The organism is Paenibacillus elgii NBRC 100335, assembly GCF_004000865.1.
In the GTDB taxonomy this organism is placed as follows: Bacteria; Bacillota; Bacilli; order Paenibacillales; family NBRC-103111; genus Paenibacillus_G; species Paenibacillus_G elgii.
The window spans coordinates 15,957-29,411 of record NZ_BIMB01000021.1 but is presented as its reverse complement, the minus strand read 5'-3'; the positions used below and the strand labels follow the sequence as shown (position 1 = coordinate 29,411).

11 protein-coding genes are annotated in these 13,455 nt (G+C 53.3%); 8 read left to right on the top strand and 3 right to left on the bottom strand.

Annotated features, from left to right (window positions below; all coding sequences use genetic code 11):
• The first annotated feature begins 439 nt into the window (after positions 1-439).
• Together PEL01S_RS17075 and PEL01S_RS17070 are read left to right on the top strand one after the other, a co-directional pair.
• Positions 440-1,915, top strand: coding sequence for an amidase family protein (locus PEL01S_RS17075; RefSeq protein ID WP_127461152.1), 1,476 nt, complete (start codon positions 440-442; stop codon positions 1,913-1,915).
• A gap of 266 nt (positions 1,916-2,181) precedes the next feature.
• Positions 2,182-3,039 (top strand): aminoglycoside 6-adenylyltransferase, encoded by an 858-nt coding sequence (locus PEL01S_RS17070; protein ID WP_127461151.1) that lies wholly within the window; start codon positions 2,182-2,184, stop codon positions 3,037-3,039.
• Positions 3,040-3,152: 113 nt separating this feature from the next.
• Here PEL01S_RS17070 and dhaK read toward each other — a convergent pair whose 3' ends face one another.
• The gene (gene dhaK, locus PEL01S_RS17065; protein ID WP_127461150.1) at positions 3,153-4,910 is read right to left on the bottom strand and encodes a dihydroxyacetone kinase subunit DhaK; all 1,758 of its coding nucleotides are present in this window, start codon (positions 4,908-4,910) and stop codon (positions 3,153-3,155) included.
• Positions 4,911-5,087: 177 nt separating this feature from the next.
• On the opposite strand from dhaK, the gene dhaS reads away from it, so the two are divergent.
• Both dhaS and dhaQ read left to right on the top strand, forming a co-directional pair.
• Positions 5,088-5,678, top strand: coding sequence for a dihydroxyacetone kinase transcriptional activator DhaS (gene dhaS / locus PEL01S_RS17060; protein ID WP_127461149.1), 591 nt, complete (start codon positions 5,088-5,090; stop codon positions 5,676-5,678).
• Positions 5,675-6,673, top strand: a complete 999-nt coding sequence (dhaQ, locus tag PEL01S_RS17055) for a DhaKLM operon coactivator DhaQ (RefSeq protein ID WP_127461148.1) — start codon at positions 5,675-5,677, stop codon at positions 6,671-6,673. The genes dhaS and dhaQ overlap by 4 nt, the downstream gene beginning before the upstream one ends.
• A gap of 81 nt (positions 6,674-6,754) precedes the next feature.
• On the opposite strand, the gene PEL01S_RS17050 is transcribed toward dhaQ, so the two are convergent.
• Positions 6,755-7,741, bottom strand: a complete 987-nt coding sequence (locus PEL01S_RS17050; RefSeq protein ID WP_163767713.1) for a phosphotransferase enzyme family protein — start codon at positions 7,739-7,741, stop codon at positions 6,755-6,757.
• Between the two features lie 185 nt (positions 7,742-7,926).
• On the opposite strand from PEL01S_RS17050, the gene PEL01S_RS17045 reads away from it, so the two are divergent.
• Positions 7,927-9,195, top strand: coding sequence for an MFS transporter (locus PEL01S_RS17045; protein WP_127461146.1), 1,269 nt, complete (start codon positions 7,927-7,929; stop codon positions 9,193-9,195).
• A gap of 50 nt (positions 9,196-9,245) precedes the next feature.
• On the opposite strand, the gene yqgA is transcribed toward PEL01S_RS17045, so the two are convergent.
• The gene (gene yqgA, locus PEL01S_RS17040; RefSeq protein ID WP_127461145.1) at positions 9,246-9,728 is read right to left on the bottom strand and encodes a cell wall-binding protein YqgA; all 483 of its coding nucleotides are present in this window, start codon (positions 9,726-9,728) and stop codon (positions 9,246-9,248) included.
• Between the two features lie 273 nt (positions 9,729-10,001).
• Here yqgA and PEL01S_RS17035 point away from each other — a divergent pair, with 273 nt between their 5' ends.
• From PEL01S_RS17035 to PEL01S_RS17025, 3 genes are all read left to right on the top strand, one after another.
• The gene (locus PEL01S_RS17035) at positions 10,002-11,195 is read left to right on the top strand and encodes a helix-turn-helix domain-containing protein (protein ID WP_127461144.1); all 1,194 of its coding nucleotides are present in this window, start codon (positions 10,002-10,004) and stop codon (positions 11,193-11,195) included.
• A 107-nt stretch (positions 11,196-11,302) separates the two neighbouring features.
• Positions 11,303-12,481 carry an ABC transporter substrate-binding protein gene (locus PEL01S_RS17030; RefSeq protein ID WP_063177596.1) on the top strand — a complete coding sequence of 393 codons (1,179 nt, stop codon included), beginning with the start codon at positions 11,303-11,305 and terminating at the stop codon, positions 12,479-12,481.
• 92 nt (positions 12,482-12,573) lie between these two features.
• Complete coding sequence (locus PEL01S_RS17025) at positions 12,574-13,455, top strand: branched-chain amino acid ABC transporter permease (protein WP_010493189.1); 882 nt, start codon at positions 12,574-12,576, stop codon at positions 13,453-13,455.

Sequence of the window (13,455 nt, the reverse complement as noted above, 5' to 3'; positions counted from 1 at the left end):
CGGCCGCATCCGGTCATGGCAGCTGGGGCAGGCTGCCACAGAGCTTCTCATTCGTACAGGGGTTGTTCCCCTGTGCCTCCCCCTCCGTTAAGAAACTCCACTGTTGCTCCAAACCAAATCATAACCCCCACGGCCAAGCGAGTAGAATTTTTCAAGTTTAGCGGCATATTCAGCTTCAAATTCCGCTATGTTCGCCAGTTTCGCGAATGGAGCAATTTTTTCGATGGCAGAAATACCGACAACACGGAGTGAAACTGCGCCACATGGTTGAGTAGGCTCTTGAACTTGTTGGACAGGAATTCGTGCTAAGCTAACTGGCAGATTAAGCCTAACCGATACGATCTTATCTAATCGAAACTTTCCCTATACCCTTGCTAAGGCGGCATGTTACCATGTTACTGCTATCTGAAAATTTTCCAGCGCCGGGGGTACTAAATAGATGAGCATCAACTTGCAAGATTGGATTCGGGAAGCCGATTTGGTGAGCATGCAGAAGGCAATGACTACTGGTGAATGCACTTCCGAAGCCCTCGTTCTTGCATATATCGAACGCATTCATAAGTATAATCCTTTGATCAATGCCGTATTAGAAATCAATCCAGATGCGCTTGAAATCGCAAGGAATCTTGACCTTGAGCGAAATAAAACAGGCTGTAGGGGGCCGCTGCACGGAATTCCTATTCTGCTCAAGGATAACATCGATACGCACGACCGGTTGCATACGAGCGCTGGTTCAATCGCATTAGCCGAGTTGTTTGCTGCCGAAGATGCGTTCGTAGCCGCAAAGCTTCGGGCTGCCGGCGCTGTTCTTCTAGGTAAGGCCAATATGACCGAGTGGTCGAATTTTATGTCCAATCGTATGCCAGCCGGATACAGCTCCAGAGGAGGATATGTATTGAATCCATATGGACCTGGCAAGCTCTTCGTCAGCGGATCAAGTTCAGGATCGGCTGCAGCCGTAGCGGCGAACCTGACAGCGGCAGCGATCGGGACAGAAACTGCGGGTTCGATTATTGGGCCGGCCAGCCAACATTTTCTCGTCGGAATCAAGCCTACTGTAGGGCTTGCGAGTCGCAGAGGCATTATCCCGATCTCTATAAGTCAGGATACGCCGGGACCGATTTCAAAGACAGTCACTGATGCAGCGATTCTACTTGGCGCAATCGTCGGGATTGACGATAACGATAAGGCCACTTGGACTAGCCCGCATCGTATATTTCACGACTACACAGCTTATCTCGACCGAGATTTTCTGCGTAAAGCTCGTATCGGGATTCCCAGACAATACTATCGGTCGTTGGATGAAGAAAGACTTTCCATCATGGAATCCGCCATTCATGTTCTGCGGGAGCAAGGCGCTACAGTTATCGATCCTGTGGACCTCCATATGGAACAGCATCCATGGAACAATGATGTGATCTGCTACGAATTCAAAACAGGCCTGAATCGCTATTTATCGAAGTTGAATTCGGATATGCCCGTGCATTCTCTTCAAGATCTGATAGCTTATAATCAGAAACATGCTGCTTCCGCATTGAAGTTCGGCCAAGACAATCTGATTCGCTCGGAACAAAATGCGCTAAACGAGACAACCTATCAACTTAAACGTCAAGAATATAACCATCCGGCTGTAACGCAAGGGATTGACTATGTACTCGATCAACACGGCCTAGATGCATTAATGTTACCCGGTGACATTGATGGCATGTACATTGCTGCCCGGTTAGGATATCCCCTTATTACGGTGCCTGCCGGTTATTCGACCAAAGGAACAATTGATGCGGATGGCGATTCGACGCAGGGTCCATTTGGAGTTGTCTTTTCCGGGAAGGCTTTTAGTGAACCCACGCTAATCCGTATCGCCTATAGTTTTGAACAGGCAACACTTTTCCGTCGTCCGCCAGATATGGGCTAAGCTAGCGAATACGATTGAATGGACAGTCTACAACTTTATTATTCGATTTTAAAATGACCGTCGGAGAACATTTTTCCCAGGGAGGCAGAACGTATACAATAGACTTACAGAAATTGACTTGAAAGGAGAAGCATAACATGAAGAAGCTGCTCGATAAGCTCTAACCGTATGTTCACGCGCGCTTCGTTTCTTATCATGCACGAGGACCGCCTCTGCCGACTTCCGTAACGGTTTCATCCAATAAAAAAGCGGAGGTCGGTTAAACGATGAGAAACGAACAAGAGGTACTGGCGAAGCTCCTGCAGCTTGCCGAACGGGACGATCGGATTCGATGCATCGTCATGAACGGTTCGCGGGTCAATCCTAACGCCCCGGTCGATTTTATGCAGGATTACGATATTGATTTTTATATGACCAATCTGGGGGACCATCCCTATAATACGGATCGAAGCTGGATTGAGGCGTTCGGCGAGCGAGTCGTCGTGCAATACGAATATTTCGAGGACGGCTCGTCCATCTACATGATGCAGTTCAAAGACAGCGTGCGGATCGACCTCAGCTTCAAGGATATCGGCAGCATTCAAGAGGTGTATCAGGACTCGCTCAGCAAAGTGCTGCTCGACAAAGACAATCTCGATTTGAAGCTGCCGGAGCCGAACGACAGCAGCTATCTGGTCCAAAAGCCTTCCCGCTATTTGTGGAATGTGCATATCATCGAGCTGTGGTGGCTTCAGGTGTGCATTGCCAAGGAGCTGTGGCGCGACGAAATCCCGCGGGCGAAAAATTTGTACGATCAATACTTCATGGAATCGCTTCGCTTTCTGCTGGAATGGCATGTGGGCGCCAACTATGATTGGAAGGTCAATGTCGGCAGCGCCGGCAAGTGGTTCAAGCGGTTTCTGGAGCCCGATATTTACGAGCAAATGTTGTCCTTGTACTGCGGGGCCGATCCCGAAGAACAGTGGGAGAAGCTGTACCAGGCGGGGGAGCTTGTCCGGAGGATCGGGGGGCCGCTTGCGGCAAAGCTCGGCTACGACTACCCGGCGGACGAAGAGCGCAATGTAAGGGAGTATGTGGACAAAGTCAGGCGCCTGCCCCGGGATGCGCAGTCTTTGGACGGGTAATGCAGGATTTTGAACCATAAAACTGGGAAAATCAGAAAAAACCGCTCTTTACGGCGGTTTTTTGCTGATTTTATACAATAAATAATGTCCTCATCCGGCCGCTGTTCTCTAGATTATTTCAAGCTGCGGGCGATTTCCGTAAAGATGACGCCAAGCGCGTGGGCGCCTGCATCCGGATAGCCCAGGCTGCGTTCGCCGACAGTGCCGGCGCGCCCCATTCGGGCGACGATTTGTTTCGTTTTTTCGGCGCCTTCCACCGCAGCTTGCGCCGCCTTTTCAAAGGCGATTTTAAAGTCGTCGCCCGCCACGGCGCTTGCCGTGAACGTATCCGTGAAGGGCACCAGCGCGTCAATCAGCGTTTTGTCGCCAACGACGGCGCCTCTGCCGAAGGAACGCTCCCCAGTTGCCTGAATGCCTTTGACCGCGGCTTGCAGCATTTCCGCATATTCCGCAACAGTCAGTGCCGCTTTATCTGCCGCCGCTTTGCCGGCAGCGCGGAACGCCGAGCCCCAAATCGGTCCGGAAGCGCCGCCGCAATATTCCATAATGACCATCGAGCACGCGTCCAGGAAAGAACCGATCGTGAAAGGCTCTTGGGCCACGATCGCGCTCCACTCCCGCTTTAACTGCTTGAATCCTTTGGAGACGCTCATCCCGAAATCGCCGTCCCCCGCGTGCGAGTCGAGTTCGCAGAACGGAACCTCATTTTCGATAATGATTTCGCTCATTTTATCGACGATGTAGATCATGTTTTGAAGCGTCAGCACGCCGCCTTGAACCACCGCGTCATGTTCCGGCGTTTCCGTTTTGAAGGAAACCGGTCGATCGTCGTCGACTTCCGCGATGTCCGCATACTCGACTTGTGGTACCGGACCGTTCACCCGGAATGCCGGCGCATGACATTCTTTCGATACGAGCGTCTTCAGTTCGTCATCGAGCTTCAAGATCGTCAGCGAAATGCCCGCCATATCAATGCTTGTCATATAGTTGCCGACAAACGTGCGGCAAATCCGGATGTTCCGGCCTGCGAGCTCGCGAACCGTCGCGTTGTTAAACAAGTACAGCTCCTGCAATGGGGTTGCGCCGAAGCCGTTGACGAGCACGGCAACTTCCGCATTGTCCCCGTCTTGGATGCCCAAATCTTTTAACAGTTCAGTTGTCATCCGCTTCGCCAGTTCGTCCGCACTGACGATTTTTTCCCGCCGCTGGCCCGGTTCGCCGTGAATGCCCACGCCGTATTCCATTTCATCTTCACCGAGCTTGAACGTCGGCGACCCGTGTGCAGGAACGGTGCACGAAGTGAGCGCCACGCCGATGCTGCGCACGTGATGCGCCGCTTTTTCCGCGACCGCTTTCACCTGCATCAAATCGCGGCCTTCTTCCGCAGCAGCTCCGGCGATTTTATGGACGAGCACCGTTCCGGCAACGCCGCGGCGTCCGACCGTGTACAAGCTGTCTTCAACGGCAATGTCGTCGTCGACGCGCACATATTCCACTTGGATGCCGTCTTCTGCGGCCAGTTGAGCGCCGTTTTTGAAGTTCATGACGTCGCCGCTGTAGTTTTTGATAATCAGCAGCGTCCCTTTTTGACTTGCTGTTGCTTTCATGGCTTGGTACACCTGAATTTGGGACGGAGATGCAAACACATCGCCGCATACGGCCGCATCCAGCATCCCTTTGCCGACAAATCCGGCGTGAGCCGGTTCGTGCCCGCTGCCGCCGCCGCTGATCAAGGTGACTTTGTTTTCGTTAATTTCTTTTTTCTTGATCACCTTATATTTCTTGATAAACTCCAGCTCCGGATGGGCCATGACGAGTCCGTTGCACATTTCCGCGACCAGCGTCTCCGGTTTGTTGATGATCTTTTTCACTTTGCCCTACCTCCCGCGATCACTAAATTCCAAATTGTTTGATTAATCCCTATGATAGAATGAAAACGTTTTATCGTAAACGGACAAAAACGGCAAACTGTCAAACAACGCTTGCTTCAATAATCATGATGATTTTGTTAAGATGAACAGTAAACCTAGGGTTGGGAAGAGATGATCATGACCAATTCGCTCATTACCAAAAAGATCATAGCGAATTCCTTAAAGAAACTGATGGAAACCAAATCGTTCCATGAAATTTCCGTAAGCGATATCATGCAGTCTTGCCAGATGCGCAGGCAAACGTTTTACTATCATTTCGTGGACAAGTATGAGCTCTTGGGCTGGATTTACAAAGAAGAAACGAAGGAAAACATCGAGGACTTTTTGGATTATGAGAAGTGGGAGAACATTTTCGACTTGCTGATGGACTATTTTTACGAGAATCAGCGGTTTTATCGCAGGGCGTTTAAAGTAACCGATCAAAATTCGTTTAACCAGTATTTATTTGAACATACAAAAAATTTATATATCAAAATCATCGATGAACGGTTGACGGACAAGCCGATCCATATCTCCGAGGCGAACAGAAATATGGTGGCGTCGTTTTACAGTCACGGGTTTGTCGGGACGATCAAAGATTGGATTGAACACCATTGCTCCATTCAACCTTCGGTGTTGTCTTCGCTCATCAAAGAGATGATCCGTAATCAACTGCTGCTGCTCGAGCAGACCGGGAAACAAACCAGAGTAAGGTGGAAAAACAAATGACGAAAATCATCAACGATGTTCAAAATATCGTCTGCCATATGCTGCAAGGATTTTATTTTGAGCATAAAGACCGGGTGTCCTATAACGAGAAATATAATTTGATATTCCGTCAAGACCTTGCGGACATGGGCCAGCAAGTCGTGCTCATCAGCGGGGGAGGAAGCGGCCATGAGCCGGCGGATTTCGGCTATGTGGGCGACGGCATGCTTTCCGTTGCGGTTGTGGGTGAAATTTTCGTGCCGCCGACGCCGGAGCAAGTGTTGGAGGCAATCCGCCTCGTGGACAGGAGCAGAAGCGTGCTGCTCATCGTTAAAAACTTTACCGCGGATGTCGGCAATTTTTTGGCGGCGGAAGCTTTGGCGAAAGAAGAAGGGCGAATGGTCGACCATGTGATCGTTAACGACGATGTGTCGATCGAAGATGACGTGACGTACAACAAAAGAAGAAGGGGCGTCGCGGGTACCGTTTTGGTCCATAAAATATTGGGGGCGGCCGCGCGGGAAGGCTACACGCTGGAGCAACTGAAGGAACTCGGCGAGCAAGTGATCGGCAGGCTGCACACACTAGGCGTGGCGCTGTCGCCGGCTAACGATCCGACGAAGGATGAACCGTCGTTTACGCTGCAAAAAAACGAAGCGTATTACGGCGTCGGTATCCACGGGGAGAAAGGGTACCGCAAAGAGGTGTTTTCTTCTTCGGAAAAGCTCGCGGTCGAGCTGTTCAATAAGCTGAAAAGCGTATACCGTTGGAGAAGGCAAGACCCTTTCGCGATACTGGTTAACGGTTTAGGCGCGACCCCGCTGGTTGAACAGTATGCGTTTGCCAATGACATTCGCCGCTTGTGTGAACTGGAAAGCTTGGATGTCCGGTTCGTCAAAATCGGCACGCATTTGACTTCGCTTGATATGGAAGGAATTTCGCTCAGTTTTCTTAAGATCGAAGATCCGAAGTGGGAAGCGTGGCTGAAAGCGGACGTTAAAGTAGCGAAATGGTAGGATGGCAAAATAGAATAAGCCCCTGGTCTTGAAGCCAGGGGCTACCAAATATTTACCTAGATTTTCCACAAACTGCACAGGTCATAATAAGGTATTCCCGTGAGAAATTTGTTCCACATTCCGGTCAAGCCACTCGCGGATCGCTGCACTCGGAGGCTCGGCGACTGCGTTTTGCAGGAAGATCATGCACATATCGCAGCGGCGTCTTTCCACGAACAGCGGCAGCTGCTTCAGCCAGTGGCTGCTTAGCTCGTGCTCCCGCCGGTATCCGTTCATAAAGCTGTCCAGAAACCGGTTGGCGAATTCGGACACGCGCTTCGGGTCGGCTTCGGGCCGGGCCCAATCCCCCAGTACCGAGGCATAATAAACGGCCATGGCGATATCCTGCACGAAATAGTCGTACCCGCAATCGTCGAAATCGAACGCCGTGATCGTTTCCCCGTGTACAAAAAAGTTTTTGTGATGCAAATCCCGGTGACATAAGCCGAAGCCGTCCGGTTCCGGCTCAAGTGCGTTGATGCGCGCCTCCACCTCGACGTACCGACCGTGGGCCAAGGCAATGTCGGGATGGGACAAATAAGCCGGGTCCAAGGTCAAAATATCTTTGTCCGGCCTGCGGGTCATGTCCGCAGGGACGGTGTACGACCGGGCGAGCTTGTGCATGCGGCCCGTAATTTCGCCCCAGCCTTCGAAGAGGCGGGGACCCCAAGCCGGATGCCCGGCCTGGACGAGACCGCCCGGCGCTTGTTCGAAGCAGGCGAGCGTGAAGTAGCCGTCTTCCGTTTCAACCGTTTCCGTCCGTTCGCCGGAGCAAGACGGCACCGGCCTCGCCGCCCGTACGCCGCCCTCCGCGAGATAGCTCGCAAAGTGCAGCTCCGACTCGATCAGCTCCCGCGAGCGGTGCGAGCTGTGGGTCACGCGCAGAATCAGGTCCCGGCCGTCGCGCCGGAAGCCGTATATGAGATTTTCAAAGCCTCCTACATGGCTCACCGTCTCCGGGGCCACCCCGTAGGCGCGGGCCGCTTGGTTTAACAAATCTTGAGTAAAGCTCTGATGCCAGCTTGTCAATCTAGTCTCTCCTTCCGAACCGGAGCTGTTGTATGGACTGTCCGCTCCGTATCTGCCAAGCATAACATCTTTATCCAAGCCTTGGAAAGGGAAACGTTGAAAAAAAGAGATTCAAATCATCGATGGAATCGGTTACTCTTAAAATGTGGTATTCATGCTGCATGACTCCGGAGGACGGATAGCCGATGTCGGTTTTATTATATGAATGGAAGATGCAGTTTCTCGGGTACAGCCGGAATCTCCGGTTGTTTCTTTGCTTTAATTTCGTATGGAATTTGGGGCTCGGGATGTTCGGCCTCGTCTATAATCTGTATGTCAAAGCGCTCGGCTACGACCAGACGATGGTCGGGCATATTGTGGGAATGGCGGCTATGGCCGCAGCGATCGTGCTGGTGCCGGCCGGCATCATGAACGACAGGTTCGGTCCGAAACGGCTCGTGTCGATTGGGGGCTTTTTGGTGATCGCCGCTCTGACCGCCCGCTCGCTGATCGATGGCGAGCAGGGGCTGCTCGTCTCCGCGTTTCTGGGCGGCATGACGCTGGCGGTCGTGTCGGCGACGGTCATTCCGTTCATGGCGAACCATTCCACCCCGTCGCAGCGGGTGCACCTGTTCAGCCTGAATCTGGCTCTCGTCATGTTTGCAAGCGTTATCGGCAACGTGTTCGGCGGGTTTCTCACCGACACGCTCCAGTTTACCTTCGGTCTCGACGGTGTCCTGAGTCTGCGTCTGACCTTGCTGACGGGCGTCGGCATAGCGGCGCTCGGGCTGATTCCGGTCCTGATGCTGAAGGGGGCCCGGGAGGAACGGCCATCCGGCGGGAAGCTGTCATGGCGGCATGCCGTGCAGCATCACAAAGCGTCGCTTCAAGTGATCGGCCTCTTCGTACTGCTCGGGCTCATGACTTCGACGGCCGGAGGCATGGTGGTGCCTTACTTGAACGTCTATTTCGAAGACCGCTTCGGCGCCTCGAAATCGGTGATCGGCGTCATCGTCTCCTTGGGACAGGGCGCGACCGCGCTCGCGTACTTGATCGGTCCGGTCATCGCCCGGCGGCTCGGGGAAGCGAAAGCGGTCATCGTGCTTCAGCTGTGCTCGATCCCGTTTCTGCTGATTACGGCGTTTTCGACCAATCTGATGATTGCGAGCGGAGGGTACTTGTTCCGGCAAGCTCTGATGAATGCGGCCAATCCGTTCTACAACACGATCAAGATGAAATACGTCGACCGCTCGCTGCGTGGACTTGCCTCCAGCTCCGGAGAAGCGGTGTTCAATCTGGGCTGGTTTCTGGCTTCGCCGGTCAGCACCGGACTTGTCGCTCAATACGGCAGCTACTACGGCTACGTCTACGCGTTCAGCATCACGGCAGTGGTGTATACGGTCGTTTCGGTGTTGTTCTACGTCTTTTTCGGCAAAAGCCGGTTCAAGTCCGTGGAAACGGAAGAGACGGGGTAGGCTGCGGAAGCGAATAAGCCGTAGAAATGAATTCTACGGCTTCGTTTGAACTAATGATTTATTTTGAAGGTCTTAGTTCCCCACTCGCCCAGATATTGGTCGCGATCTTTTCTTTCTTTGTAAAGTTGCATTTCAACTTTAAATTCACCGCTGCTTCCCTTAGATAAGAAATCGTCAATATAAAATTTCGCTTTCGTCCCAACACTCATGTATCCCGTTTTATAGTTTACGAAGTGGAGACCAGTAAGTTCTACGCGATAAAGATAAATTTCATAATAATTAGTTTCCCATCCTTTTTTCTCGGCAGTGACCTCGACATAACTGTCAGCGGGAGAGTAATCTTTTTCGCGATCCGTATAAAGCCTGGCTTCGGCCCCCCATGTTTTGACCCATCCCGTATCTACCGTAGGGCTGATAACATGTCCCGCTTGCAGGGGAACTGCTGGAGCCGGTTCTGCTGATGCCGGTAATGCTCCATACAATAACCCCATGGACAAACACATCGATACGAGAAATGCCGGTTTCTTCATCATACATACCCTCCTATAAAATAATGGATTATATAAATAATATTGTAAAAAATTCGATATATTCCGATAACTTAAATAAGGGACAACCCCATGACATTCCAAGGTTTGACTCCCCTTGCACGTCCAGTCGGACGTTAAGCCTAACAAGAGAGCCGGTACGTTCCATTGGCCGTCTGGCAGTAAAAAATTCCCTTGCCGCCGTCTCCTGTTCTGCTGCGGCAATCATGCTATATTGGATATGAGTTTTTTAACCTGAATAACCATTAGGAGGCTCCCATGAGGCAACATCCGACTCAAGCGACGTTTACCCACCTGCTGATCTCCGGTACGCTGGTTCACGAAGCGACGTTCGCGGAGATGCAGGCGGAGTTCGATATGTACCTCCGGCCCAACCTGGCGATGGTCTTCTCGATGGACCGGTATCCCGATCTGGCGCTCGGGCAGCCCATCCAGTGGCGCATCGATATCGGGCAGAAGCTGATCGACGCTCTGCATGCGGGCATCCAGGCGCCGTTCGTCTGGGTATGGGTGGCCGAAGGCGTGCTGGCCTTGCTCGTCGAGCTGGGGACGAAGGACCGGCGCGATCCCGATCCCGCGAAGACCGCTTTCGCGATGGCGAAGCAGGTGCAGAAGCTGACCGACGCGCAGGGCTTTTCCGTCTCCGTCGGCATAGGCACCTTCTACGATAACCCGTATATGCTCCACTACTCGTACGAGGAAGCGAAGGAGTCGATGATCGACCGCTTTTTCCAGGGCAACCGGCTCATTTTCCAGTACGAAAAGCCAAAGCAGGATGGCGAGCAGCCGCACAAGCCGGTCTCGCAAGCGGAACGGACGGAGCTGATGGCCCGTGTCCGTCTGGGCGACGTGCACGGGGCGGTTTCGTACCTGCACCTGCTGCTGGAGCGCATGGGGCAGACGTACCGCGGCAATGTCGATATGTTCAAATCCGAGGTCATCGACCTCGTCATGCAGCTGACGCGCCTGTCGCTCGATGTGGGCGGTCATGCGCAGAGCATTTTGTCGGAGAACGCCCGGTTTATTCAAGATCTGTACATGACGATCCGCTACGACAAGTTCGTGGCCAAAGTCAGCGAGCACTGGAGCAAGCTGACCGCACGGATCGGCGAGGCGCAGACAGCGGAGGTGTCGCCGGTAATCCGGACGGCCATCGCCTACATGAAACAGCATCATCAGCGCAAGATTCCCCTCGAAGAGATAGCACAATATTGTTACCTTAGTACCTACCATTTCAGTCACCTGTTCCGCAAGGAAACGGGAAGCACCTTCGTCGACTACTTGAACAAGCTCCGAATCGAAAAAGCGGTCTATTACCTTGAAAACACGGATAAACCGGTGCAGGAGATCGCTTCGCTCGCCGGTTTTCAGGATTCCAATTACTTCAGCCGGCTGTTCAAACGTTATCTTCGCTGCAGCCCGAACGAATATCGCGCAGCAAAATTGTGCTAAACTTTCGCAAAATTCACTAGTGCTTTCGAAAGCGTTTACAAGTACGATAGGAGTGCACCGGAAAAGTTCACACTTCATTCACATACAGCAAAAGGGGGCACTTCAAGATGAAACGGTTTTCGATGTTTGCAGCAAGCGTCATGATGACTACATTCCTGCTCAGCGGCTGCGCAAGCGGTGGGGGGGCGACTTCTTCTTCGGCAAATGGAGGCGCTTCCAAAGAAGGGTCGGGCGACGCGATCAAGATCGGCTGGTTCGGTCCGCTGACCGGGCCGACGGCGACGGACGGCACGCACAGCCGCGATGCGGCGATGCTGGCGGTCGAGCAATACAACGCGTCCGGCGGCATCAACGGCAAGAAGGTCGAGCTCGTGGCGGAAGACGATCAGGGCAAGCCGGAGGAAGCGATCAAAGCGGTGCAGAAGCTCGTGAACAACGATAAAGTGACGGCGCTCGTCGGCGGCGCTTACAGCGGCCCGACCAAGACGGCGGCGGCGAAGGTGCAGGAGCTGAAGGTGCCGATGGTCGTCGCTTATGCGGTGCATCCGGATGCGACCAAGGGCGGCGATTACGTGAACCGGGTCATCTATACGGGGCCGGTGCAGGGCCGAGCGATGGCTGAATATGCGGTGAACGATCTGAAGAAGAAAAACATTGCCGTTCTGTACGTCGACAACGACTACGGCAAATCGATCTACACGTCGTTCAAAGAAAACGTCGAGAAGCTCGGCGCGAAAATCGCGATCGACCGCCCACACAAGATGGGCGACAAAGATTTCAGCTCCGTGCTGACGGCGGTCAAAGCGACGAATCCGGACGCCCTGTATGTGGTCGCCTATTACAACGAAGCGGCCGCGATCGTGAAGCAGGCGAAGGAAAGCGGCATTAACGCGCAGCTCCTCGGTGTGGACGGCTTCGATTCGCCGAAATATTTGGAGCTTGGAAAATCGAATACGGAAGGCTCCACCTTCACTACGTCGTTCTACACGACCGACAACCGCCCTGTAGTCCAGAAGTTCGTCAAAGCATGGCACGACAAGTACAAAGGCGAGCCGGACATGCTGTCTTCGCAAAGCTATGACGCCGCGATGGTGATCCTCGAAGCGATGAAGAAAGCAGGTACCGACAAGGAAAAGCTGAAGCAGGCCATCAACGAGACGAGTGAGCTGGAAGGCACCTCGGGCCAAATCCGCTTCCGCACCGACCATGAGGTCATGAAACCGGTCATCTTTATGACCGTGAAGGACGGCAAATTCCAATTCGTGAAATCGCAAATGTACAACTAAGAACAATCAGTTGGTCAAAGGCAAAGGGAGGAGGCCCTTGGGGTCTCCTTTCTTATCCCGCGACCTCCACGGAAAGGAGTGAAGAACGGCTTATGCTGCTGCAACAGCTGCTTAACGGCATATCGCTCGGGTTCATCTACATCTTGATCGCCGTCGGCCTAACGATGGTATACGGCGTCCTGAAGCTGCTGCACTTCGCGCACGGCGTCATCTACATGATCGGCGCGTTCGCGGCGATGATCGGCATCACGTACCTGCACCTGCCGTTCCTGGCGGCCATCGTGTTCGCCATGGTGATCTCGGCTATCGCCGGGATGGCGGTCGAACGGTTCGCCTACCGTCCGCTGCGCGGCGCTCACCCCATCACCACGCTGATCAGCGGGATCGGGGTCGGCATTTTTCTCGAAAACCTGTTCCAAATCGTCTTCACGTCGGATACGCAGGCGTTCCCCGAGACGGGCATCGAAGTATCGGTCGTGAACCTCACCCAATCGATTTCGCTTACGAATACGAAGCTATACATCATCGCGGCCGGCATTGTCGGACTCGGCTTGCTGTACGCCTTCCTGAAGTTTACGAAGATGGGCCTCGCCATTCAGGCAACGGCGCAGGACACGCGGGCCGCTTCGCTGATGGGCGTCAACGTGAACCGCGTCATCTCGGTCACGTTCGTTATCGGCTCGGCGCTGGCAGCCGCCGCAGGCGTGCTCGTCGCGTGGAACTTCAACTCGCTATTCCCGTCGATGGGCGCAATTCCGGGGCTCAAGGCGTTCTGCGTCGTGGTGCTCGGCGGCCTCGGCTCGATTCCCGGCACGATTATCGGCGGCCTGATTCTCGGCGTCGTCGAATCGCTGAGCGACGGGTTCATGACCGGCATGGTGATCGACAAGGACGCCATCGCGTTTATTATTCTGATCGTCATTCTTCTCTTCAAGCCGTCCGGCCTGTTCGGGAAGAACGTCGATAAAGTGTAG

What these genes read in the sequence shown, in the direction of transcription:
- PEL01S_RS17075 (WP_127461152.1), top strand. Translation starts at nt 440, where the DNA reads ATGAGCATCAACTTGCAAGATTGGATTCGGGAAGCCGATTTGGTGAGC.
- PEL01S_RS17070 (WP_127461151.1), top strand. Translation starts at nt 2,182, where the DNA reads ATGAGAAACGAACAAGAGGTACTGGCGAAGCTCCTGCAGCTTGCCGAA.
- dhaS (WP_127461149.1), top strand. Translation starts at nt 5,088, where the DNA reads ATGACCAATTCGCTCATTACCAAAAAGATCATAGCGAATTCCTTAAAG.
- dhaQ (WP_127461148.1), top strand. Translation starts at nt 5,675, where the DNA reads ATGACGAAAATCATCAACGATGTTCAAAATATCGTCTGCCATATGCTG.
- PEL01S_RS17045 (WP_127461146.1), top strand. Translation starts at nt 7,927, where the DNA reads ATGTCGGTTTTATTATATGAATGGAAGATGCAGTTTCTCGGGTACAGC.
- yqgA (WP_127461145.1), bottom strand. Translation starts at nt 9,728, where the DNA reads ATGATGAAGAAACCGGCATTTCTCGTATCGATGTGTTTGTCCATGGGG.
- PEL01S_RS17035 (WP_127461144.1), top strand. Translation starts at nt 10,002, where the DNA reads ATGAGGCAACATCCGACTCAAGCGACGTTTACCCACCTGCTGATCTCC.
- PEL01S_RS17030 (WP_063177596.1), top strand. Translation starts at nt 11,303, where the DNA reads ATGAAACGGTTTTCGATGTTTGCAGCAAGCGTCATGATGACTACATTC.
- PEL01S_RS17025 (WP_010493189.1), top strand. Translation starts at nt 12,574, where the DNA reads ATGCTGCTGCAACAGCTGCTTAACGGCATATCGCTCGGGTTCATCTAC.